This window comes from Dyadobacter sp. OTU695 (assembly GCF_038440355.1).
In the GTDB taxonomy this organism is placed as follows: domain Bacteria; phylum Bacteroidota; class Bacteroidia; order Cytophagales; family Spirosomataceae; genus Dyadobacter.
Genome location: NZ_JASATN010000005.1, coordinates 52,255 through 76,885, shown reverse-complemented (window position 1 = coordinate 76,885; position 24,631 = coordinate 52,255). Strand labels below are relative to the sequence as shown.

Annotated in this window: 13 protein-coding genes; 11 read left to right on the top strand and 2 right to left on the bottom strand. The window is 52.2% G+C overall.

Annotated elements, in window-relative coordinates; all coding sequences use genetic code 11:
* Window positions 1-60: 60 nt before the first annotated feature.
* On the bottom strand, window positions 61-759 hold the full coding sequence (locus AAHB90_RS11980) for a FadR/GntR family transcriptional regulator (RefSeq protein ID WP_342085333.1): 699 nt from the start codon (window positions 757-759) through the stop codon (window positions 61-63).
* Between the two features lie 345 nt (window positions 760-1,104).
* On the opposite strand from AAHB90_RS11980, the gene AAHB90_RS11975 reads away from it, so the two are divergent.
* From AAHB90_RS11975 to treZ, 5 genes are all read left to right on the top strand, one after another.
* Window positions 1,105-1,950: a heme-binding protein gene (locus AAHB90_RS11975; protein WP_342085332.1), complete on the top strand. Its 846-nt coding sequence runs from the start codon at window positions 1,105-1,107 to the stop codon at window positions 1,948-1,950.
* 27 nt (window positions 1,951-1,977) lie between these two features.
* On the top strand, window positions 1,978-3,174 hold the full coding sequence (locus AAHB90_RS11970) for an FAD-dependent oxidoreductase (protein ID WP_342085331.1): 1,197 nt from the start codon (window positions 1,978-1,980) through the stop codon (window positions 3,172-3,174).
* A 10-nt stretch (window positions 3,175-3,184) separates the two neighbouring features.
* Entirely contained in the window at window positions 3,185-4,948 is a 1,764-nt protein-coding gene (locus tag AAHB90_RS11965; protein WP_342085330.1) for a flavin monoamine oxidase family protein, read from the top strand.
* Between the two features lie 23 nt (window positions 4,949-4,971).
* Window positions 4,972-5,115: a hypothetical protein gene (locus AAHB90_RS11960; RefSeq protein ID WP_342085627.1), complete on the top strand. Its 144-nt coding sequence runs from the start codon at window positions 4,972-4,974 to the stop codon at window positions 5,113-5,115.
* 79 nt (window positions 5,116-5,194) lie between these two features.
* The gene (gene treZ, locus AAHB90_RS11955; protein WP_342085329.1) at window positions 5,195-7,030 is read left to right on the top strand and encodes a malto-oligosyltrehalose trehalohydrolase; all 1,836 of its coding nucleotides are present in this window, start codon (window positions 5,195-5,197) and stop codon (window positions 7,028-7,030) included.
* Window positions 7,031-7,129: 99 nt separating this feature from the next.
* Here treZ and AAHB90_RS11950 read toward each other — a convergent pair whose 3' ends face one another.
* Entirely contained in the window at window positions 7,130-7,864 is a 735-nt protein-coding gene (locus tag AAHB90_RS11950) for a DUF3800 domain-containing protein (RefSeq protein WP_342085328.1), read from the bottom strand.
* A gap of 108 nt (window positions 7,865-7,972) precedes the next feature.
* Here AAHB90_RS11950 and AAHB90_RS11945 point away from each other — a divergent pair, with 108 nt between their 5' ends.
* The 6 genes from AAHB90_RS11945 (at window position 7,973) to AAHB90_RS11920 (ending at window position 24,623) form a co-directional block, all read left to right on the top strand.
* Window positions 7,973-11,098 carry a PVC-type heme-binding CxxCH protein gene (locus tag AAHB90_RS11945; protein ID WP_342085327.1) on the top strand — a complete coding sequence of 1,042 codons (3,126 nt, stop codon included), beginning with the start codon at window positions 7,973-7,975 and terminating at the stop codon, window positions 11,096-11,098.
* Between the two features lie 59 nt (window positions 11,099-11,157).
* Entirely contained in the window at window positions 11,158-13,515 is a 2,358-nt protein-coding gene (locus AAHB90_RS11940) for a PDZ domain-containing protein (RefSeq protein WP_342085326.1), read from the top strand.
* Between the two features lie 75 nt (window positions 13,516-13,590).
* Window positions 13,591-17,862 carry a hybrid sensor histidine kinase/response regulator transcription factor gene (locus AAHB90_RS11935; protein WP_342085324.1) on the top strand — a complete coding sequence of 1,424 codons (4,272 nt, stop codon included), beginning with the start codon at window positions 13,591-13,593 and terminating at the stop codon, window positions 17,860-17,862.
* A 247-nt stretch (window positions 17,863-18,109) separates the two neighbouring features.
* Complete coding sequence (locus AAHB90_RS11930; protein WP_342085323.1) at window positions 18,110-21,295, top strand: SusC/RagA family TonB-linked outer membrane protein; 3,186 nt, start codon at window positions 18,110-18,112, stop codon at window positions 21,293-21,295.
* A 17-nt stretch (window positions 21,296-21,312) separates the two neighbouring features.
* Window positions 21,313-22,992, top strand: a complete 1,680-nt coding sequence (locus AAHB90_RS11925) for a RagB/SusD family nutrient uptake outer membrane protein (protein WP_342085322.1) — start codon at window positions 21,313-21,315, stop codon at window positions 22,990-22,992.
* Window positions 22,993-23,060: 68 nt separating this feature from the next.
* The gene (locus AAHB90_RS11920) at window positions 23,061-24,623 is read left to right on the top strand and encodes a glycoside hydrolase family 30 protein (RefSeq protein WP_342085321.1); all 1,563 of its coding nucleotides are present in this window, start codon (window positions 23,061-23,063) and stop codon (window positions 24,621-24,623) included.
* Window positions 24,624-24,631: the final 8 nt, after the last annotated feature.

The following is a 24,631-nucleotide window of genomic DNA, read 5'->3' as shown; positions in this document are numbered from 1 at the left end:
CGAATGCCCTTGGGCATGTAACAACAATACGAAAGCCTCTTGACATGGCGCGCGCACGTCTCAGGCCTTTAACCTGTCAAAATGGGGTTTCAAATGCGCCTTCATGCCGCGGCGAAAATCTTCGGCGTCGCCGTTTTTCAGGATTTCAACCAGGTCTTGGTGCGTGACTTTGCCGACGTCGGCCTGGCCGTTGACCTGGATTTCATAATCAAGCACATATTCAAAAACCGGTAACAGCATTTTCTGAAAACGCATATAGGTGTCGTTTCCCGTCATCTGGTAAAGCTTGCCGTGGAAGGCGATTTCGTGTTCAACGCGAAAAGGTTTCTGCTGCTTGTTGACCTCCTGCGCGACAATGGTTTCCAGCTCGGTAACGTCTTCCGGTGTTTTGCGAAGGTAAATGAGGTCGGCCAGACCCATTTCCAGCACCAGCCGCAGCTCGAAGATATCCTTCAATGTGTTTTTACCGAGGATCAGCGGATCGAGCACTCGTTCGAGCGAGCCCAGGATGTCGGGTTGGGTGAGCACCATCCCGCGTTTTTTGCGCGTATCGATCATCCCAAGCATACGAAGACGGCTGAGCGCCTCGCGTACGACATTTCGGCTCACGCCCAGGGCGTCGGCAAGTTCCTGTTCCTTTGGTAATGCGTCTCCCGGCACGAACGATTTCCGCTTCAAGTATTCACGCAATCTCGATTCGACCTGGTCGGTCATCGTAGAAGCCTCCAAAGGCCGGATGTCGTTTTTCAGATCACTCATAATATAGACAGCAAGGGACATTCGCATACAAAACTAATAATTCCTTTTGTAGTACATAATAAGCGCGCTGACAATTTAAATGCGATCGGCGACCCATGACTGGCGGCCAGTTTCAAAGCGCCTCCTTACTCTTCCAGCGCAAATTTTGCCGTTAAATAAGTTTAAAAGTAGTATCAGTTTGGTTACAACTTATTTGGTCAAGTTTGTCGAAATATAAAACTAGTTCTATAAAAACGACATGGTGAAATCCCGATCGGATGAGTTGTGGCAGGTTAGTAACGATCGGATTGACAGGCCATGAGCGCCGGTACGCATTCTCTTTTTTCACTAAAACCATCATACACCATGTTAAAAGTTACTAGCAATGCCCTTCAAACCACCCGTTTAGGTGGTTCTCCTGCTGAAACCACCTCAATGTTCGGTCCGCTGACGGACCTGATCGGTACCTGGGTGGGTCGTAAAGGCTGGAACCTCGTTGCCGTTCCCAACCAGCAAGGCGGATTCATTCTCCTCGTGCAGCCCTACACGGAAACGCTGACCGTTACGCCGTTGAGCACGCCTACGCCCAACCGGGGAACCCACACCGTGCAGCAAGTCCCTACTTTGCTGTATAGCCTCGCCATCCACAGCAATGTCGATGGCAGTTTGCTTCATGCCGAAAACGGTACCTGGTTGCTGTTGCAGGATTGTCCCGACGAGTTCAGCATTGCACGCCAGGCTTCGGTACCGCACGGAGATTCGTTGCTGGCCCTGGGCGGGTCGTCGGTGACCCCTGGTGCGCCCAATATCCCGGCCATCAGCACGTTGCCTATAACGGGTCCGGGTACCAAGCCGCTTGGCTACACCGATCCTTACCTCACCCCGTTGGATGGTTTCAACAAAGTGAACCCAAATGCCACTTTGCAGGACGCAATCGCCGGGCAGACGATCACTTCCACTACCAGTATTTCGGTCAGTACAGCCAACAAAGGCGGCATTACCAACATTCCGTTCATCGTTCAGAACGCCAATACGACCAGTTTCGAAGCGACTTTCTGGATCGAAACCGTGCAAAATCCGAACACCGGCGGCTCGTTCCTGCAACTGCAATACTCGCAAACTTCCATCATCGAATTTATCCCGCAGTTCCACGACCCTTCCAAACTGATCCAGTGGCCGCACGTGAACATCAATACCATGGTGAAACAATAAGTAATACATCAAAACTCTACGACAAACATGGCGCAACCAGCAGATCATCATTTTGATGTGATCGTGGTCGGGGGAGGGGCAATCGGCCTCTCCACCGGTTACCATCTGGGAAAACGAAAGGCTAAAACACTGGTTTTGGAGCAGTTCAACTTCAAAAACCAGCTCGGCAGCTCAGCGGGCGTTTCGCGGCAGTACCGCATTCCTTATCCCGAGGAGTATATGGTCCAAATGGCCCTGGATGCACAGCCGTATTGGGAAGAGCTGCAAACCCTGACACCCAAAACCTTGCTCGACAAGGTCGGTACACTTTGGTTCGGCGATCCTTCCGTACATTCAACCGAAGGCAATATCGCAGAGGCGGAGCAGGCTCTCAAAGCATTGAATGTGCCTTATACGAGCCTTACAGCGAAAGAAATTGAGTCGCAATACCATTTCCGAAACCTGCCCGACACCTACACCGGCCTTTTCCAGGCCGACGGTGCCAGCATCGATTTCCGTGCTACTATTGAAACCCTGTACCAGGCATGTGAGCGAGATCCGTACACGAGCCTCCACGAGGAATCGCCGGTGACGGGTATTGAACAGGACGGAAAGCTTTTCAACGTAACGACGCCGAAAGGGGTTTTCAGCAGTGAGAAACTGGTACTCGTGCCGGGGCCGTATATCGATAGCGTGATCAACCTGCTCGGGTTTACAATCGAGGCCACTTATTGGAATATGTCTTCTTGCTATTTCAAAAAGACGGACCCTAAGATCCAGTACCCGACCTGGTTTGTTTTCCAGAATGCGATTGGTTCGAACGGTAACCAGTTTTACGGCTTCCCGGGCGTAGTTTGGGACCATCCGGAGTACATCCGAGTGGCGCCGGATTTTGTGATCGACCCGCTCGAAAGTCCCGAGCAACGCACGCTCGTGCCCAACCCGAAAGAGCTTGCGTACACGTCGGAATGGGTACGCGAGCATATGACCGGCCTCGATCCGACGCCTTATTTCACTTCGACCTGCCTTATTGCACTGAGCAAAATCGCGAACAAGGAACTGCTTATTGATTTTGCGCCGCCTTATGTGCCTAATCACCACAATATCGTGGTGTACGCCACCGGCTGGGCGGCCAAGTTTACGCCGTTTCTGGGCAAGATATTGACCGAGCTGGCGCTTGACGGCCATTCAACTTTCGATATCTCGCCATTCAAATTGGGTTACAATTATTTCAAAGCCATTTAAAACCATCAACATGAACAAAAACACGCCACTAAACAATGGGATGAAGCCCGGATTGCAGACGGAAGTCGCGATCATCGGTGCGGGAACTTCGGGCCTTTACAGCGCCTTCCGACTTACTGATGTGTGCAAATACACCGGCGAGCAGGTCCAGATCTTCGATATGAGCGAACGGCTCGGCGGCCGACTCGAATCGGTGATCCTGCCCGGGATGAACTTCTGGGGCGAGCTCGGCGGAATGCGTTACCTTACGTCCCAGGAAATCGTGACCACGCTCATTGAAGGTTACCCGCTGTCCGAAAAGGACCTGAGCAAACGCACGCCCGTGCTGAAAGACCACATGACGCCCGTTCCATTCCCAATGGGCGATCCGGCCGACCTGCTTTTCTACCTTCGCAAGCAGCATTTCAAACAGAATGCGTGGAATGTGGCCCAGGACAAAGGCGAAAAACTCGTAACCCGCTATTATCTCAATGACGACGACATTGGTTTCAGCTCCGACCAGCTTTTCAACAAGATCATCTACGACGTGCTCATGGCCGATCCCTGGTTCGTGGCCAATTATTCGGACAAGGTTACAAAAGGGCCGACAGAATATGACTACGGTTTTAAACTGACCAGCGAGGACTGGGACCAGGTGAAGCCTGAACTCACCTACAATTTTCCCGGATCGCCTTACGACGGCCGCAAGGTGAATGACCTCGGATTCTGGAACCTCATTAAAGACCAGGTTTCACAAGAAGGGTACCAGTTTGTAGCGAATGCAGGCGGTTATTATTCCAACACAATCAACTGGAATGCGGCGGAAGCATTTCCTTACATGGTGGGCGATTTTTCGGCCGATGTGACTTACAAGACGATCGAGGAAGGTTACGACAGCATTGCCTATGCGCTTGCTAACCAGTATATGGGCATCGAAGGCGCTTGTATCTGGTCGGAAAACAAGCTGCTGACTTTTTCGAAGGGCCACGAGTTGCGCGACCAATACCGCTACGAGCTGACGTTCCTTAACATTCCCAGTAACACCCTTTGGCACGCCTATGCCAACCATATTATACTCGGTATGCCGCGGAAGTCGCTCGAACTGCTCGACCAGCAGAATTTCTTTTTCAATTCCAATGAAAATACCGCGCTCGACCGGAATATCCGATCGGTGATCATGGAGCCTGCATTTAAAATCCTGATGGGCTTCCGGGAGCCTTGGTGGAAAAAGCTGGGCATCGATTCGGGACATTCCATTACTGACCTGCCGATGCGGCAATGCTACTATTTCGGTACCGATCCGCAGAACGACAACTCGATGTTGCTCGGAAGCTATGGTGATATGGAAACCGAGACATTTTGGAAGGCGCTTTCGGATGATACGGTGCTGTTTAAGGTGAGTGCGGCAGCTTCGGCTTCGCTTGTGGAACTGAAAGCACTGGAGAGGGAACAGGCTACGCAGTTGATGGTGAATGAGGTAATGTCGCAGTTGCGCGAGTTGCACGGCGCGGAAGTGGAAATCCCTGAACCATACGTGACCTATTTCCGCGACTGGACCGACGATCCTTTCGGCGCCGGGTACCATGCCTGGAAGGCCGGTGCGCCGGTTTGGAATGTAATGCCTTACATGCGCAAGCCGGACGCCGACGAGGCGATCCACGTCGTGGGCGAAGCCTATTCCGACCAGCAGGGTTGGGTAGAAGGTGCGTTTTGCGAAGCGGAGAAAATGCTGGAAGAGCACTTTCACCTGCTCCGTCCTTACTGGCTGAGCGATACCTATTATATGGGCTGGTAAGGATTGCCGAAAAGGGCTGGAATTTGCTTATTCTAGCCCGAATAGGCCATCACTTCGTCGAAAAGGACTTTTTCGGCGGCTATCAGGCTATCCTGTTCGACAACGTGCGGAAAATTTACCACGGGGCTTCCGAGATGCGGAAGGATGGTCAGGCGGCAGGTTATTAGTATTGTGGATTGAACTGCTTTAAGTCTGCGGCATAGTTTTAGTAAATCCGGCCGGAATCAAATTACCACAGATTTCGAAATGATGATTCGCAGCACAGGCGCACGCTACTCAGCCGGACAATGCAAATTCACGGTTTGGGCCCCGGAAAAAGGCACAATGCAACTGGTAATCGAAGGCCGCCCGGTTATTTCCATGCAGAAAGACGACGACGGTTATTTTACTGCTGAACTGAACGACATTACGCCCGGCAGCCGTTACCGTTTCGCTCCCGACGATGGTGAATGTTATCCCGATCCGGCCTCTCATTACCAGCCCGACGGTGTCCACGGGGCTTCCGCCATTGTCGATCATAACGCTTATGACTGGAAGAATACCGAATGGAAAGGCCTGCCACTGAAAGAGCTGATTTTTTACGAAATCCACGTAGGCGCTTTCACGCCGGAAGGGACGTTTGAAGGCGTAATTTCAAAACTGGACTACCTGGTAGCGCTTGGTGTGAATGCCATCGAACTAATGCCCGTGTCGCAATTCCCCGGTGGGCGCAATTGGGGGTATGATATGGTATTTCCTTATGCCGTTCAAAACAGCTACGGCGGCCCGGACGGCCTGAAAGCGCTTGTCGACGCTGCGCACGCGAGAGGGATAGCCGTCTTTCTTGATGTGGTGTTCAATCACATAGGTCCCGAGGGTAACTATTTGCGGCGGTTCGGACCTTATTTTACGGATCAATATGCCACACCCTGGGGCAATGCAATCAACCTGGATGGTGAATGGTCGGACGGTGTGCGTTCCTATTTCTGCCAAGCGGTGTTGCATTGGTATGAGAACTACCACATCGACGGCCTGCGGGTAGATGCGGTGCATATGATGTTCGACAACGGCGCGGTGCACTTTTGGGAACTGGTTTCGGAAGAACTTAACGAGCTGCGCCAGCGAATGGGCCGTAACTTCTACCTGATTGCTGAAAGCGACCTCAATAGTCCGCGCGTTGTAAGACCACCCGAAAATGGCGGCTGGGATTTTGATGCGCAATGGCTGGACGACTTTCACCACGCTTTATATGTGCTCCTCGACCCGGACGGCCGCGACCGCTACGAGGATTTCGGCAAGATCCGGCAATGGGCCAAGGCTTACGCCGACGGTTTCGTGCATAGTGGAGAATATGTCAATTTCCGCAAACGCAGGCATGGAGCATCGTCCGCAGGGATTTCAGGTGAAAAGTTTGTAGTGTTCAACCAGAATCACGACCAGGTAGGCAACCGGGTAGGCGGTGAGAGGCTCAGTATGCTCGTGAATTTTGAAAGACAAAAACTCGCTGCCGCGGCAATATTGCTCTCGCCATACCTGCCGTTCCTTTTTATGGGCGAAGAATTTGGTGCCCAAACGCCATTCTTCTACTTTGTAAGCCATTCCGATGAAGAATTGATCCAAAAAGTCGTCGAGGGCCGTCGCAGGGAATTTGAAAACTACAAATGGGAAAAAGATCCGCCCAACCCACAGGATGAAGAGACTTTCAGGCAGTCGAAACTGGACTGGTCGCAGCCAGAAACTGACCGGCATGCCCTGCTACTTCGCTGGTACCGCGCATTGATCGCCTTGCGGAAATCGCATCCCGCATTACGCCATTTTGCCAAAAACGAGGTAGATGTTAATGTTGTGAATGACGCATGTCTGGTCCTTCACCGCCGGAGTGCCGATCAGCGGGAGGAGCTGGCTTGTGTGTTTAATTTAGGAGAGGAGGTAGCCGAGGTTTGTTTACCTGGGCCTGGCGGAAAATGGGTGAAAACGTTGGATTCCGGCGATGCTGAATGGCAGGGTGGTGGGGATTCGAATGAAGAGGTGGGAAAGACTCTAACTTTGGAAGCCGGGAGGGATTTTATAGCCAGTTCGAGTGTCGCGGTCTATGAGCGGTAGCTTGGATGTTATTCAATTTTTTTGTATTATTGTGTCGGGATTGGGGTGTCCCCGGTCGGCAAAAAGAGTCATTCTCAATGGAGAGTGGCTCTTTTGCTTTTAAGGAAATTTTTTGAGTCCGTATCTCTTCCCGCCTTTTAAATAGAATTTATCCGCTATAAGATCGAAGGCCGGATTGGCACGTTCGGGATACATGATGTAGTTAGAAATTGGATAGGCAATGAGGTCGGACACTTGCAAGCCATTAATGTTTTCTTTTTTGTCTCTGAACTCGATCTTAATATCGTAATGTTGTATCCGCTCGCGCGACACAAACCCCGTACCTCTGACTTTGATTTTTTCGAAATGGCTGGCCAGCTGTTGATCTTCTTTCCGGCCTCTCTTTTCAATTACAATTTTGATGGTTTTGGGATCGGCCTTAACCTCGTCAAGTAAAAATATTGACCTTTCTATGATGAAAGACAGGGCGATCTCGTAAGGGTTATCCGCTATCCGTCCATAGGTTTGCACATGCCTGATTTTATCAATTACAGCTGATACTACTCGATAGCTGCCGTTTTTCAGACAGTTATTTAACTTTTCATAAAATTGCCGTTTAACTTCCAAGTCGAGTAGTACCGAAAACTCCTTATTGCATTTCCGGATATCCCGTGAATGGAAAATAACCTCCTTGTCGTCCCAAAAATGATGCTTGATATTGTCGAGACATTCCTTCATCTGACGGTATCCCGGATTGCTGAACATAATTCCGCAAAGCGTAAAAACCGGGAAACCCGGATCTATCCGGTCCAAACCGTGATCACCGCTTTCATCCAGGTATAGCGTAAATTCCATTTAACCGCCAGATAACTTTCGATTTATTTATTTTCAATAGCCGGACGAGTATGTTATATGAATTTTTAAATATATAATTGATATATCCAAGTGTCAAATTCGCTATTCATGATTAGGTGTATCAATTACCTTGCGGCAATTCTCTATGCGGCGTCCCTCACCTTACCCGCCTACGCGCAGGACAAAACCCACTCCACCCGCAGAAGCGCCAATACGCCGGAGCAGGAGCTGGCAGGGTTTCATGTGCCCGAAGGATTTGTGATCGAACTGGTTGCCAGCGAGCGGGATAGTGTCGTGAACCCGATCGACCTGACGTTCGATGATGCAGGCAGGTTGTGGACGCAGACGGCCAGGATGTACCCGCTCGATCCGGTTTCGGACATTCACTGGGAAGATCTGCTCAAACTCATGGACGATGAGCATGCGCAACGCAACCACCCCAATTTCAAACGTGTTTTGCAGCTCTACAAAGGCGAAACCAAGGGCACCGACAAGGTGATCGTGCTTTCGGGCATTTACGGTAAGGGGCCCGTGAAACCGATGGTTTGGGCCGACGGCCTGACAATCCCGATGAGCATTCTGCCCTACCGTAATGGCGCGTATATCGCCCAGGGATCGGAACTGTTTTTTATGGATGATACCGATAACGACGGCAAAGCCGACAAACGGGTACCACTTTTTACGGGTTTCGGGTTCACAGACACCCATACGATGGCCCATGCACTCGTGCGGGCGCCGGGAAACTGGGTCCATTTCAGCCATGGAGCGCTCAACAAAGGGCGTGTAAAGTCGCTCGTGAGTGGTGATAGCCTGAAACTTGATTTCAGTAAAATCGCCCGTTTTACGTCCGATGGTCGCAAAATGGAACTGGTGAGCGTGGGACTCAATAACATATGGGGCTTTCAGCTGCGTGGTAATGGACAGTGGTACGGGTCGGAGGCAAACGACCAGGGCTACTCGGTGGTCCCTATGGAGCCGGCGACCGCCTTCCCCGGGATAGGAAACGAGAAGTTAAGGCCCTATCAGCCATTTATGCAGCCATTACACTCGTTCCGCGTCGGTGGTACGGGCATTTCCGGGACGGCATTTGCCGACGATGCAGCCGGGTCGTTTCCGGAAGCGTTTCGCGATGTGGCGTTCCTGGCGAATCCGATCACGAGCTCCGTTAATGCCGTGAAAATAGTGCGAAATGCGGATGGTACCGTTTCCGCCACGCATTTGCCCGATTTGCTGACTTCTGACGACGACTGGTTCAGGCCGGTGAATATGGAGTTCGGGCCGGACGGATGCCTGTACATCGCCGACTGGTACAATAAAATTGTCTCACACAACGAAGTGCCCACTACGCATCCTGACCGCGACAAGACGCACGGCCGTATCTGGCGGATTCGCCATGTGAGTCAGGAACCGAGGGAAATTCCTGATTTTTACAAAATGCCTGTTTCTGCATTGCCGGGACATCTACGAGCGCAGTCGCTTTGGGCCAAAAGGGCGGCCTGGCACCAGATCGCCGACAGGCCAAAGCAGGAAACGAGTGCGCTGATACCAGCTATCACCGCAATTGCCGCCGATCGGACCGCGGACGACATCACGAGGATCCACGCCCTTTGGTGCCTCGAAAGTTTACTGCACTACGATCCCGTGTTGATGAAAAACCTGCTTGCCGAAGCGTCTGGTGACATCCGGCGCGAGGCGGTGCGGTCCCTGAGTAGTTTTAAATTAACCGGTAATGAAATCGGAGCGCTTGTGAAGGTTTCGGCGGACGACTCCGATCCCATGGTGCGCTCGCAGGTGCTGCGGACGCTGGGCGAGGCCGCGGAGCTGGATACGGCGGGCATCGCCATACTCATTGCGGCATGTAAGCCGGAGTTGCCTGGGGAAGCGCTGGGTGGACCCTATGAGCGGCGTTTTGAAAGGTTTTTAGCAAGAATGGCCCTCGAAAAACACCAGCAGGCACTGAACCGCTTCATTTCCGGGCCTAATGCGGCTGCGGCACCGGTTGAAAATCTGCTCTGGGCGACGCAGGCATTGAGTAAGGACGACCGGGAAGAGGCGTTCCTGCGTTTCTGGCCCGAAGCAGGGGTCGAAAAATTCGACGAACCTACTTTCATCAGCGTTGCGGGAATGCTATCCAACCGAAATATTTTGGCGACGATCAAGTCGGTATTCGAAGCGCCGCAGGGGACGGAATATGTTCGTTTTGCGATCCGTAACCAGGCCCAGGTGCAGTCGGCCGAATTGAATACGCTGCTGGCTACCCCGGTGTCGCGGCTTTTGAAAAGTAATGATCAGGCAGAAATTGATCTCGGGCTGGATGCAGTAGGGAGATTTGGAATGCGTAGCCTGGTTGGGCAGGTGTTGACCGTGTTGGACCGGGATATGCCGGCGGCGTCGGTGAAGCTGGCCATGAAAGCCATCGACGCGAACCCGGCCCTGGCGAAAAATGCATTGGTTAAGGTGGTTAATAATAGTAGCCAGGGTTTTGATGTACGTGCTGGCGCATTGACGGCACTCGCGAAGACCGACCCGGCAACGGCAAAGTTGGCGGCTCAAAAATGGGTACCCAGGCTGGATGGCACTGAAAAAGCGGAGTTGACGAGAATGCTCCCGTCGTCACCCGCGGGGGCCGATCTTTTGATTTACCTGATTAAAAACAAACAACTCAGTGGAAACTTGCTGGATGTCCAGACGGCCGACCGGCTGGTGTCCGTCCGCCGGAATCCGGAAACGGTAGGTTTGCTCAACCGTGCCAAATCGATCGAAACGGAGAAAAAGAAGGCATTTAAGACCAGACTACACAAATATATGGTCGTGGCCTCGCAACAGAAAGGCAATGCGGAGGCTGGCAAAGTACTCTTTCAAACCTGCTTGAATTGCCATCAGGTGGGCGGTGAGGGGCAGCACATCGCTCCGTCGCTGGACGGTTCGGCCAGCCGGGAAAATGAAGCATTACTGACGGCCATTCTCGATCCCGATGCGGCCGTGGAAAGCGGATACACTATTTATAGGGTTAGCAAAAAAGACGGGACGAATTTCGAAGGCTATCTGGTGGGGCAGGACAAACGCGGGACCACGCTCGCATTCATGGGCGGGGCCACCACGTTCATCCCGGCGGAGGAGATCAGGAGCCAGGGCGCGCTCGCCGGCAGATCGTTTATGATCAAAGGGCTGATCGACGCGTATTCAGATCAGCAGGTTGCCGATTTGCTGACCTATATTCGTACATTGAAATAGCAATGAATACAAATCAGAACGAACCACGACTGGCGCTGGTGCAGTGCCATTATTTTGCTATGAATAAAATTTTTAAATGTCTGATAACGAAAGTATTATGTATTACTTGCGTGGCATTTGCTACCCCATCGCTTGCCGCGGATATCTATGTTGCGCCGGGCGGTAACGACAGCAACCCGGGATCAAAAGAAAAACCGCTGGCGACCTTTGAGGCAGCACGCAATAAGGTGAGAAGCATACGCGGTGCGGTTGCTGTGTTTGTGAGAGCTGGTACATACTACCTTGCAAAACCGGTTGTTTTCGGGCCTGAGGACTCACGGGAGACCGGCCAGGAAGTAACCTATAAAGCCTACCCCGGCGAAAAAGTGACCATTAGCGGGGCGGCAGTTGTTCCCGTTAAATGGTTGGAATACAAAGGCAATATCAAAAAGGCCATCATCAAAGGCGATTATATTTTCGATCAGCTTTTTATCGGGAAGAAAAAGCTGCACATGGCGCGCTTCCCGAACTTCGACCCGTCGGTCAGCCATTTCGGGGGCTATTCGGCTGACGTGCTCTCACCTGCGAAAATCAGCTCGTGGAAAAAGCCGGAAGGTGCATTTATCCATGCCATGCACAAGCACGAATGGGGCGATTATCATTACCGCGTAACGGGCAAGACCAGCGATACTACGCTGGCGCTGGAAGGAGGTTATCAAAACAACCGGCAGATGGGTATGCACGCCAGGTACCGTTTCATCGAAAACCTGCTGGAAGAGCTCGACGCTCCCGACGAGTGGTACTATGATGCTCCTTCACACACGTTGTATGTATATGCGCCTGCGGACGCGCGGCAGGTACTAACACCGCAGATCAGGCACTTGTTCGAATTCCGCGGCTCCGGGCAGAAACCGGTGCGAAATATTCATATCGAGGGTTTTGAGCTGGCGCACAGCCTCCGCACTTTCATGGATACCCGCGAGCCGTTGCTACGGAGTGACTGGGCTATTTACCGTGGAGGTGCCGTCTTGCTGGAAGGTACGGAAAATTGTTCCGTCAGGAAGTGCCATTTCGATGCTGTGGGTGGTAACGGGGTGTTTTTTAGTAACTATAACCGCGGTGGCGAGGTTTCGGGATGCCATTTTGAAGAAATCGGGGGCAGTGCGGTTTGCTTTGTGGGAGACCCCGAGTCGGTGCGTTCGCCGAGTTTTGAATACAACGAGGCGGTGCCTTACGACCGGATGGACAAGACTCCCGGGCCGAAAACCGATAATTATCCGGCACAATGCAAGGTTTACGACAACCTGATGCACGGTCTGGGGCGCGTGGAGAAGCAGATCGCCGGTGTGGAAATTTCGATGAGTATGGACATTACCGTGAGCCATAACACGATCTACAACATTCCGAGGGCAGGCATTAACGTAAGCGAAGGCACCTGGGGCGGGCATTTGATCGAGTTTAATGATGTGTTCAATACCGTGCTGGAAACCGGCGATCACGGTTCGTTCAATTCCTGGGGACGCGACCGTTTTTGGCATCCCGTGCGCGAACGAATGGATAGCCTCACCGCCGCCCACCCGGAATTGATCCTACTGGACGCAGGGAAGACAATCGTCATCCGCAACAACCGCTTCCGCTGCGACCATGGCTGGGATATCGATCTCGATGATGGTAGTTCTAATTATCACATTTACAATAATTTATGCCTGAATGGCGGTTTGAAGCTGCGGGAAGGGTTTCAGCGAGTCGTGGAAAACAATATTATAATCAACAACTCCTTTCACCCGCACGTATGGTTTGCCAAAAGCGGGGATGTGTTCCGGAAAAATATCGTGACTAAGCCCTATGCGCCAATCCGGGTAACCGACTGGGGCAAGGAGGTGGATTACAACCTCTTTCCCGATCAATCGGCGCTCGAAAAGGCCCGCCAGAATAGTACCGACGCGCATAGCCTGGCCGGGGATCCGATGTTCGAAAATCCGGCAAAGGGCGATTACCGCGTGAAACCAGGCAGTCCGGCATTGAAAACGGGCTTTGTGAATTTTGCAATGAATGAGTTCGGCGTCGTTTCGCCCGGGCTTAAAAACAAGGCCGGACAGGTTCCGCTCCCGGTCATCAAAACACTTGCCGATAATAGTGCCGTGTCTGAAACGGCCTGGCTGGGCGGTAAATTGCGGAATGTAAACGGGCTCGGCGACCGGTCAGCTTACGGCCTGCCCGATGAAAAGGGCGTGGTGGTCGAAGCGGCACCAGAAAACAGCCTGCTCGCACGTGCGGGCATGAAGCCGGGAGATGTGATCCGGATCCTGAACCACCGTGATGTTGCCAATGTGACGGAGCTGATGGACGTTTTCCAGGAGATCAACTGGATGGGCGAGGGGGAAGTCGCGTTTTTCCGGAACCAGGCTGTGCAGAAGTTGAAGGTATCCTTTAAATAGTCGGCACCGATTCTGTTATATTTGAAGTTCCGCCCATGAAAAAAGGGTAGGGAAGGATCGCTTCGTGTCGGAAATATGTCAGAAAAGAGGGTTATGCGGGTGATGAAACGCGTATTTTCAAATTTGTTTACAGCCTTGTTGCCGGTGCTGTGCTGCCTGGCTTTTACCGGTCAGGTTGTTGCAGGTAGGGTTGCCGACAATGCGGCTGGCCGGGTGCTGCGCTATTCGATCCGTGAGGGGTTGTCTTTTGGTGTGGTGAACAGCATCGCGCAGGACAACGATGGCCTGATGTGGTTTGCAACGGGCGATGGCGTGAGCCGGTTCGACGGCACGGCGTTCCGGAACTTTAAATACGACCGCAACGATCCGCGCAGTTTGCCGGGTAACTATGTCAAATCCATTCTCCGGGACAAGAACGGCACGATCTGGGTTTCCTCGCGTGACGGTATCGGTGAGTTTGTGCCTGCAAACCAAAGCTTCAACCGGTATAAACCTTTTCAAAATAAAAGCGGCGTCGGCAATGATGTGAGCGACATCAGCCAGGGTTCCGGCGATCGCCTTTGGCTTGCACTGAACGGTTCCGGCTTTGCTTCCTTTAATACACAAACCCATCGGTTTACACTTCATAACCAGCAGACGCTGCCCGGGCTTTTCACGAATTCGATTCTCATTGTGTTTGAAGATTCGCAGGGAATGCTGTGGCTCGGCTCGCGCGACAGCGGTATCGAAGTCTGGAAACGCGATGGTGCCGGAAAGCTCGTCAGGGTCGCGATGGACCCGGGCAACGTGCCCCGTGCCCGGATCAATGCTATTTACGAAGACCATCTTCGAAATGTCTGGATCGCGTCTTCGCGTGGACTGATTCTCTTCCAAAGGGCCGAAAATCGGTTTTATGATCTGCATATCAATACTTTCCATCGCAGCGACATCTATCTTTCGCTCATCGAAGACCGGAACCAGAACCTGCTGATCGGTGTGCAGGATGGCGGGATTTACAGGCTGGCATTATCGCAAATGGCTACGAAATCTCCGGATGCGCTCTTATTTGAGCAAATCCGGGACAAGGATAACAGGGGTATTACCCAGCGCTCCGTTCAGTCGCTTTACATCGATAAGGACCGGAACGTATGGCTCGGAACGTACGGGGAAGGAGCATATCTGATTAGTTCGATACCCGAGAAATTCAGGAAGTTTGAACAGAAAACCATCGATTCCAGGGCCGAAAGCTATCTGCGCTACTACGGCATGTGTGCGGATAAGGATGGCAACCTGTGGATCGGTACCGATGGCGACGGTATCTATAAAACAACCGCTTCCGGGGAAGTTTTAAAACATTACGCCGCCTCCACAGGGCCTGGGCAGCTGCCCGACGGAGCCGTAATTGCCGCGCACCGCGACCGGCAGGACAGGTTATGGTTTGGAACCTATTCCAAAGGACTTGTTCGCTATGACCCTGCCACGGACACTTTCAGACGATATGCGCACGACCCAGCCGACCCGCATTCGCTCGGTACTAACGACGTCCGCGTGATTTATCAGGATCGCCGGCATCGCATTTGGGTGGGAACGAATGGGGGAGGGTTGAGCCTGCTTGATGAACCTACCGGCAGGTTCCACAATTTTATTCCTTCCAATAGTTCCATCAATGCCAACGATGTGCGCGCGATTGCCGAGGACAAGTATGGAAACCTGTGGGTGGGTACTTACGGGGGCGGGCTCAACTACCTGAATACGCGCACAATGCGGTTCGAATCCTGGTTCAATGCAGCGGGTAAGGAGCCGTATTTGTCGAACCGGATTGTTTTCTCGCTATATATGGATGGCCTTGACCGCCTTTGGATTGGGTCGGAGGGAAATGGGCTGTTACTGTTCGATACCCGCGGGAAAACGGTGCGTTTTTTTGATGAGAAGCGCGGTTTGGCAAGTAATGTGGTCAACGCGATCCAATCTGAAAGCGCCGAGAAAGTTTGGATAAGTACCAATAAAGGGCTTTCGAGAATCGATGCGGCAACGGGCACGATCGAGAATTTTGACACGAGCCATGGGCTGCAAGGCGGGCAATTCAACCCCGGTTCTACACTTTTCAACGCCCAAAGCGGCCTGATGAGCTTCGGGGGAACCGAGGGCTGGAACCTTTTCGACCCTAAACAAGTGAGGGCGTCGCGGTACCAGCCCAAAGTGATGATCAGCGGGATCAGGATATTTGGCAAAGACAAAGAGGGCAACGAGGCGATTTCCCTGTTTGAATACCTGGGAAAGGCGCGGCGGTTTTCCATCAAACCCGACCAGTCGGTGTTCTCGATCGATTACACGGCACTGAACTACGCCTACCCGGAACTCACGCGCTATGCCTACATGCTGGAAGGGCTGGACAAGGACTGGAGTTACGTTGAAAATGAGCGTTCGGCAACATACCGTTACCTGCCTTCGGGTAATTATGAGTTTAAGGTAAAAGTAGCCAATCAGGACGGCATCTGGTTTGAAGATTTTGCCTCGCTGCCCATTCGCGTGATGCCGCCCTGGTACCAGACCTGGTGGGCATATTTTCTGTATATCCTGACGATCGGGCTTGTGCTTTACTATTACCAGCAATACAAGCTGGGCCAGGAAAAAATGAAGTACGAGGTGCAGCTGGCACATCTGGAAACGCGTCAGCAAATAGAGCTGAACGAGAAGAAGCTTACTTTTTTTACGAACGTTTCGCACGAATTCCGGACGCCACTTACATTGATCATCAATCCGATACGGGAGATGATCGTGTCAGCCAACGAGACGTTGGCAACACCGGGGAAGAGCAACGGTGCGGGGACAACGGCCCCATCATCCGCCAGTATGCATATCATTTACCGTAATGCAAAAAGGCTTCTGAGCCTCGTGGACCAGCTGCTTCTTTTCAGGAAGGCCGATCAGCAAACCGACCAGCTCAAACCGGCCGTGCACAACCTTCCGCAACTCGTGACGGAGGTATTTCAGTGCTTCCTGCACCAGGCGGAACAAAAGCATATCCGGTACGAACTGACCGTGCCGGAAACGGAGCTGGAAGTGACCTGCGACTGGGAGAAGATCGAAATAGCGGTTTTTAACCTGATTTCCAATGCATTGAAATTCACGCCGGAGCATGGGGCCGTGGTAGTGAAGGTGCTGGACGTCGGGGAAAAGGTCGAGATCGTAGTAAGCGATACCGGGCCGGGGATTCCGGCGGATGCAGGAGAGGATATTTTCAAGGTTTTTCATCAGTATGCCGACCGTCGTTTTGCTGCCAAAGGGGGCTTTGGAATCGGGTTGTATTTAGCGAAGACATTTGCGGAGAACCATTTCGGGCAATTGTGGTATGAGTCGGAACTGGACCGCGGGACGACCTTCCATATTTCGCTTTGGAAAAACCATCCAGACCTCGTTTCCCACGCACTTGGTGGGGAAATGCGCGGTTCGGTATTGCTCGAAGAGCTTTCGGAAGGTGTAGTGCCGGTAAAGGCACCTGCAATGCCCGACTGGCAAAGCGAGCTGCTGGATATGAAAGAGCCTTCGACTGAAAGCCATACGATGCTGGTGGTTGACGACGATCCGGAGATCAGGCAGTACCTGGGCTCCATTTTCTCGGGAAAATACAAAATGTTCGAAGCCGGAAGCGGGGAGGAGGGGCTTGAACTTGTGCGCCGGCATTTGCCCGATATTGTGATCAGCGACGTGATGATGGGCGGTACTTCCGGCATCGAATTGTGCCGGCAAATGAAGCTTGATATGGCGTTGAGCCACATTCCGGTGATCTTGCTCACGGCCAGTACCTCTCAGGATGTCCGCCTGAAAGGCATTGAGGGCGGGGCCGACGATTACATCGGCAAGCCGTTCGACAAGGATATTCTCGTGGCGCGGGTGGCCTCGATCCTGCGCAACCGCAACGATCTGCAACGGTACTTTTATAACGAAATCACCTTGCAGACGAGCGATTTCAAGATCTCGGCCGAATACAAGGAGTTCCTGAATGAATGTATCCGTATCGTAGAAAATCACATTACCGATCCGGCATTCAATGTAAAAGTGCTTGCCTCAGAGATCGGGATGAGCCATTCGACCCTGTACAACCGCATTAAATCTATTTCAGGGCAGTCGGCGACGAGTTTCGTCCGTTTCATTCGTTTGCGCAAGGCCGCTCAGCTGCTCATTACTACCGACATTACGATCAGCGAAACGGCATTCAGCGTCGGTATTAACGACATCCGCTATTTCCGGGAACATTTTCAGAAACTATTCGGCATGAAGCCTTCGGAATATGTGAAAAAATTCAGAACACCCTTCCACGAGCAAATGACGATTGATAAGGACTTTTTCCGAAAAAGGTCCGGGTAAACCGGTTGATTATTGGAGTTTCCCTAGCTTTTCATGCCTGATTCTAACAAAATCAGGCATTTTTTGTGAATTCACCCCCTCTTTAATGCGAAAATGTCCCCCTATGGCCGGGTTGAAATAGTCCTACTTTTGATTGATCAATTTATAAAAATGGCGTACCGATCCCTGGATTATGATTAAATCAAGATTTCGGGCCGCTACTGATCTAAACTGATCCGGCAACCAATTATTCAACTTTTACAGCTGTATGAAAAAAACTTTTTACAGAGGTGATGGGCCAAGCGACAGGCCAGCCCTCCGGGCGGCCACGCACACCGTTAGTCGGCCCACCGCATGCTTAGACGTCCGTTCTGCCTTTCAGGTGGCGTGTTTTATGCTGCTTTTCGCCTTAACCTCCTTTTCAGCGTTTGCACAAAACACATTTAACGTGAAAGGTACGATCACTTCCGAAACCGGCGAGGGATTGCCTGGCGCGAGCGTGATCCTGAAAGGGACTTCCACCGGTACTACTACCGACGTGGACGGCAAATATTCCCTGAATCTGCCGGACGGCAACGGCACATTGGTATTCACTTACATCGGCTACCTGAACCAGGAAATCGTAATCGGCAACCGCTCGCAACTGGACGTGAAACTCGCTCCTAACGACAAAACGCTGGAAGAGATCGTGGTGGTGGGGTATGGTACCCAGAAAAAAGCCACATTAACAGGCTCGGTTTCTGAGGTTAAAGGGGCCGACATTGTGAAAAGCCCGCAACCCAACCTTTCCAATTCACTCGCAGGCCGTTTTTCGGGCTTTGTGGCCAACAACCGGGGCGGTGAACCAGGGTACGACGGGTCGAGCTACACGGTGCGCGGTTTCGCCACGACCGGTAACAACGATGTACTGATCGTCGTCGACGGAATTCCCGGACAGGTTGGGGGACTCGACCGCCTCGATCCGAACGATATCGAGAGCATTTCGATCCTGAAAGATGCTTCGGCAGCCGTTTATGGTAGCCGTGCGGCGAACGGGGTTATCCTGGTGACCACCAAGCGCGGTACCACAGGCAAACCGGTCATTTCTTACAGCTTCAACCAGGGTTTTTCATCGCCTACACGCCTGCCCAAGCTGGCAGATGCGCCTACGTATGCGACGATGATGAACGAGATTGATTACTATAATAACCCGTCGGGCGGAATGAACCAGCACTATTCGGCGGAAGAGATCGAGAAGTTCCGGAACGGTTCCGACCCTTTGAACTATCCGAATACCGACTGGCAGAAAGAAACCCTCAAGAATTTCGCGTTGCAGAACCAGCACAGCCTGGCCATCAACGGCGGTACCGACAATGTGAAATATTATGTTTCGCTCGGGACGATTTACCAGGACGGTTTGTACAAAAACGGTGCTACGAAATACAAGCAGTACAATTTCCGCTCGAACATCGACGCCAATGTAACCAAGGATTTCAAGGTAAGTCTGGGCGTTTCAGGTCGCCAGGAGAACCGCGCTTTCCCAATTTCTTCGGCAGGAAACACATTCCGTTCGATTTACCGGGCATACCCGACGGTGATCGCACAATATCCTAACGGCTATTATTCGACCGGTGTCGAAAACCAGAACCCTGTCGTGTTGGGTACAAACATGGGCGGTACCGTGAGCAATCCGACGTCCATTTTCAACGGTATTCTGCGTGCGAGCTACAACCTTCCGTTTGTGGACGGGCTGTCGGTGGACGGATTTTACTCGGTGGATAAATCGTTCAACTTCTCGAAGTCGTTCAGCACGCCTTACACGCTTTATAACTACAACAAAGCGACCGGGACTTACACGGGCGTCGTGACAGGCGGATCGGCCGGTGCGGCGTCGATCGACCAGTCGCAGCTCAATATCACCAACATCACGCAGAACCTGCGGTTGAGCTACCTCAAAACATTCGGCAAACACAACATCAATGCATTCGTGGCTTTCGAGCAGAACAAGCGCAACGAGGCTAAATTTGGTGCTACACGGATCAATTTCCCAACCACGTCCACGCCTGAACTTTCCCAGGGTGGTGCCGCGGCGACCGACAAGAACAACTCGGGTAGCAGCTTCAACTTTACCCGCCGGAGCTACATCGGCCGTTTGGCATACAACTTCAATGAGAAATACCTCGCCGAAGTACAGGCGCGGGTCGACGGTTCGTCGGTGTTCCCGAAAGGCAAGCAATATGGCTTCTTCCCGTCGGTTTCAGCCGGTTACCGGATTTCGGAAGAAGACTGGTTTAAAAACAGCGTCAATTTCATCGACGATCTGAAATTCCGTGCATCGTATGGAACATTGGGTAATGATAATGTAGGTCAATTCCAGTTCTACAACAACTATTCGTTCGTGAACCAGTATGTGCTGGGCAACAGTGTGATCTCTCCCGGTATCGACCTTACCAAGCTTGCCAATCCGAATATTACCTGGGAAACTTCCAAGAAGCTGGATATCGGTTTGAATGCGGTTTTCCTGAAAAATTTCAATATTGAAGTGATCTATTTCAATCAGAAAAGATCTGACATCCTGGCTGCAAGAAATGCTTCTATTCCAAATACTTCCGGTATCGTAAACCCTTATAAAACCAACGATAATACCCCGTTGGTGCCAGATGAGAACCTTGGAAAAGTGAACAATACCGGGGTGGAGGCGACATTGGGTTATAACCACAATGGCAAGTTCCGTTACAACATCTCAGGAAATATCACTTATGCTAAAAGTAAGGTGATTTTTATCGACGAAGCACCGGGAGCACTTGACTATCAACGTCAGACAGGCGGGCCGCTTTACACCAACCTGCTCTATAATACCCTCGGAATCTTCCGCACGCAAGCAGACCTGGACGCATATCCGCACGTACAAGGCGCGCGTACAGGCGATCTGATCCTCGAAGATTATAACAAAGACGGCAAAATCACGGCCGATGACCAGGTACGCAGTAAATACGGTAATGTGCCTTTGCTGACTTACGGTTTGACCTTCAACGCGGGTTACGACGCATTCGACCTGGCTGTCGTTTTTGCCGGACAGGGTATGGTAAGCCAGTACGTGTTGCCTGAATCAGGCCAGGTTGGAAACTTTTACAGCAGCTGGGCCGACAACCGTTGGAGCCCTTCGAATCCCGACGGCTCGTACCCCCGTGTCGATACCCGCGCTTCGTCATCGATCAATGGTGGTTTGTATGCCAATAATTTCTGGTTGAACAACGCTTCGTTCGTTCGTCTGAAAAACGTGGAGCTGGGCTATACGCTGCCGAAAGCTGCATTATCGAGGCTTAAAATCTCTTCACTGCGGGTTTACGCAAGCGCATTCAACCTGTTCACGATCACCGGCGTGAAGGATTACGATCCGGAAGGCAACAGCAACAGCGGCCAGTTTTATCCGCAGCAACGCATTCTGAACCTGGGCCTCAATATCAAATTTTAATTGAAATCATGATTGACATGAAAATAAAGAGCTTAACATTACCAGCCCTGGCCGCGGCGATGATGCTTTCGCTGTCAGCCTGTGACCAGAATTTCCTGGACGTAGTGCCGACCGACCGCGTGTCCGATGCGTCCATTCTCTCCGACTCTGTACTTTTCGAAGCATATGTTACGAACCGCTACATGGGCGTTCGCCTGGCCGATAAAGAAGCGGAAGGCACATTGCCCGGCTTTGGCCGCGGGTTTGAATATGCGATGTGGTCGTCCGTTACCGATGAATCCATTTACAATAACGACGATAACACCTGGCTGATCCAGCGCGGGCAGCTCGCACCGGAGAATACCGGTATCGCCGGTACATTCTGGGGCCGCAGCTACCGGAGTATCCGCGAGATCAACTACGCGCTGGCCAATATCGATGCAGTGCCTATGAGCGCCGGTCGCCGCAGCCGTCTGAAAGGCGAATTGCAGTTCATCCGCGCATTCCGCTACCACGATTTGCTGCGCAACTATGGCAAAGTGGTGCTGCTGGGCGATAAAGTATATGAAGTAAGTGACGATCTGACGAGCCCTGAACTGTTCCAGCGATCGGAGATTAAAGCAGGACTGGACTATGCGATCGCACAGCTTGACGAGGCAGCCGCATTACTGCCTGCATCGAACGACAACAGCACCTGGAAACTCGGCCGTGCCACCAAAGGCGCCGCATTGGCATTGAAATCACGTCTGGCACTTTATGCTGCAAGTCCGCTTTATAATGCAGGAACATGGCAGCAAGCGGCTGCCGCGGCCAAGGCGGTGATGGATTTGAACAAATATTCGCTTTATACAGGCGGGTACAGCAATCTTTTCACGACTACCGATAACCAGGAGATTATTTTCGGCCGTTTGTACGCAGTGGGTGCGCGCCATGTGTGTCTCGAAATTTCCAATGGTCCGAACAGCTATAATGCATGGGGCGGTAATGTGCCTGTGCAGAACCTGGTGGACGACTACGAAATGATGGACGGGACGCGCATTACCGATGCCAACACCAGCTACGACCCGAAAAACCCATACAAGAACCGGGATCCGCGTTTTTATGCTACCATTCTTTATAATGGGGCACCCTACCGGGGCAGCACGGTGGAAACGTTTACGCCGGGTGGAAAGGATAGCAAGGACGGCCCTTCGAACTGGAATACCTCGAAGACAGGCTATTACCTAAAAAAATTCATGAACGACAACCTGCCGATCGATAACCCCTGGGACGTAGCCGGCACGCAGACATGGATTTACTTCCGCTATGCCGAAATATTGCTGAACTACGCCGAGGCGCAAAACGAAGCCTCTGGTCCCGATGCGACTGTTTATGCGGCTGTGAATGCGATCCGTCAGCGTACGGGTGTGGGAATGCCCGCATTGCCCGCAGGCCTTACGCAGGCGCAGATGCGCGAGCGTATCCGCAACGAGCGCCGCATCGAACTCGCATTCGAAGAGCACCGGTTCTATGATGTCCGCCGCTGGAAAGTGGCCTCTACCACTGAAAATGTGCCTGCATACGGCGTCGAGATCGGCAAGAGCGGTAGCACGTTTACCTACACCCGTAAGGAAGCGCTTACCGGCCGCAGCTTTGCCGACAAGCAATACTGGCTGCCGATCCCGCGTACCGAGATCCAGGCTTCGAATAACAAGCTCGAACAAAATCCGGGCTATTAATATCCTTCACTCCCGGTGACTCAGTCACCGGGAGTTCTTTTTCTTTCCATTCCCTGACAGACCAATTCATGCAAATTTCTCAAAACCTCGGAACACTGTTCCTCGGGGTGCTCATGGCCGCGTCGACAGGCTGCCACGGAAGCGACCCCGTTGCTAAAACCAACGATCCGGTTGCCGAAACGGTGACGATCCGGATCGATCCGTCTAAAACTTATCAAACGATCCGGCATTTCGGGGGCTCCGACGCCTGGGCCTGTCAGTTCGCAGGCAACTGGCCGCTGACTAAAAAGAATGCGATCGCCGACCTGCTTTTCAGCAAAGACACCCTCGCCGATGGTCATCTGAAAGGCATTGGCCTGTCGCTGTGGCGGTTTAATGCAGGTGGCGGTACCGCCGAGCAAGGCGATGCAAGCGGTATCCGCGACGAGTGGCGGCGGGCGGAGTCGTTCTTTGCCAATGACGGCGGCTACGACTGGAATAAGCAAGCGGGACAAATGTGGTTTCTCAATGCGGCCAAAGAGCGAGGAGTGGGTCAATTTTTGCTTTTTCCAAACACCCCGCCGGTACAGTTTACGACCAACGGAAAGGGATATGCAACGAATGGCCAGCCGAACCTTGCCTCGTCGCAGTTCGACAAATTTGCCGGTTACCTGGCCGATGTGATTGATGGTATCCGCAAGAAAACGGGCATTACTTTTCAGTACGTAAGCCCGGTGAACGAGCCGCAGTGGGATTGGAGCGACGGCGGACAGGAAGGCACGCCCTATTTCAACAACCAGGTCGCTGCCATTGCACGCTCGTTAAGCGCTTCACTGTTGAAGAAGAACCTTTCGACCCAAATCAATGTCGCGGAAGCCGGGCAGATCGAATACCTCTATTCTGAACATAACCGGCCGGGACGCGCCAGCCAGATTACCGCTTTCTTTGACAAAAACAGCACCGACTATATTGGTAACCTGCCAAATGTGCTTCCGGCAATTTCGGGACACAGCTATTTCACCACTTCCCCTTATAAAACCGCTGTTGAGAAACGCAAACAGCTTTTGAGCGGGCTGGCGACCGTACCAGGGCTCGAATACTGGCAGACGGAATATTGCATCCTGGGCGATAATGACGGCGAAATCAGGGGAGAGGGTCGCGATCTGAGCATTACCTCCGGGTTGTATATTGCCCGCGTGATCCACAACGACCTCGTAAACGCCAACGCGACTGCCTGGCATTGGTGGATTTCGGTTTCGCCTTATGATTACAAGGACGGCCTGGTTTACATTGATAAAAACAAAACCGACGGTAATTTCCAGTCATCCAAAATGCTTTGGGCGCTGGGTAATTTCAGCCGCTTCGTCCGCCCGGGGGCAAAACGCATAGAAGCGTCGAGCAGCCTGGGTACCGATGGGTTACTGGTTTCTTCCTATTTAAATACCAATAATGAATTGGTTACGGTGATTGTGAACAGCGATAATGAGGACAGGGAAGTGCAGCTGTCACTCGTATCGGGACAAAAGTCGGGAGTGACCAGGGCTTACGAAACTTCCGCGGAGCTTGATCTGGCACCTGTGCCTGTGAGCAGCAACGGCGGCAGGTTTTCGGTAAAAGCTCGAAGTATTGTTACTGTTACCAATAAAATTTAAATGAAGAT